The sequence below is a fragment of the Cellulomonas sp. P4_H12 genome, assembly GCF_056400905.1.
Window position 1 is genome coordinate 1 of record NZ_JBFUKJ010000151.1, and the last position, 524, is coordinate 524.

1 protein-coding gene is annotated in these 524 nt (G+C 65.1%); it reads left to right on the top strand.

All coding sequences use genetic code 11. The features are described 5' to 3' along the window. Nucleotides 1-524 (top strand): amino acid permease (locus AC1DQC_RS20265; protein ID WP_477053017.1); only part of this gene is annotated, 524 nt, incomplete at both ends.

A 524-nucleotide genomic window follows, 5' to 3' on the forward strand; every position in this document is an offset into this window, starting at 1 on the left:
TCGTCGTCGGCCTTGCGATGGTCTTCAGTCATTTCACCGCGCCCGGCGGTGCGGAGGCCTCCTTCGCCAATCTGTGGAATGACGGTGGGTTCTTCCCGACCGGGTTCATGGGCTTCGTCGCCGGCTTCCAGATCGCGACGTTCGCGTTCGTCGGAATCGAACTCGTCGGCACCACCGCTGCCGAGGCCAAGGATCCGGAGAAGAACCTGCCCAAGGCGATCAACTCGATCCCGGTTCGTGTGATGCTCTTCTACGTGGTGGCCCTGGTGGTGATCATCTCGGTCACCCCGTGGCGGGAGATCAGCGCCAACCGCAGCCCGTTCGTGGCCATGTTCACTCTCGCCGGCCTCGGCATCGCCGCCTCGGTGATCAACTTCGTCGTCCTGACCTCGGCGACGTCGTCGGGGAATTCGGGTATCTACTCGACGTCGCGGATGGTGTACGGCCTCGCCCGGCAGGGTGACGCGCCGGCCTTGTTCGGCAAGCTGACCTCCCGCCGAGTCCCGGCCAACGCCCTGTACCTC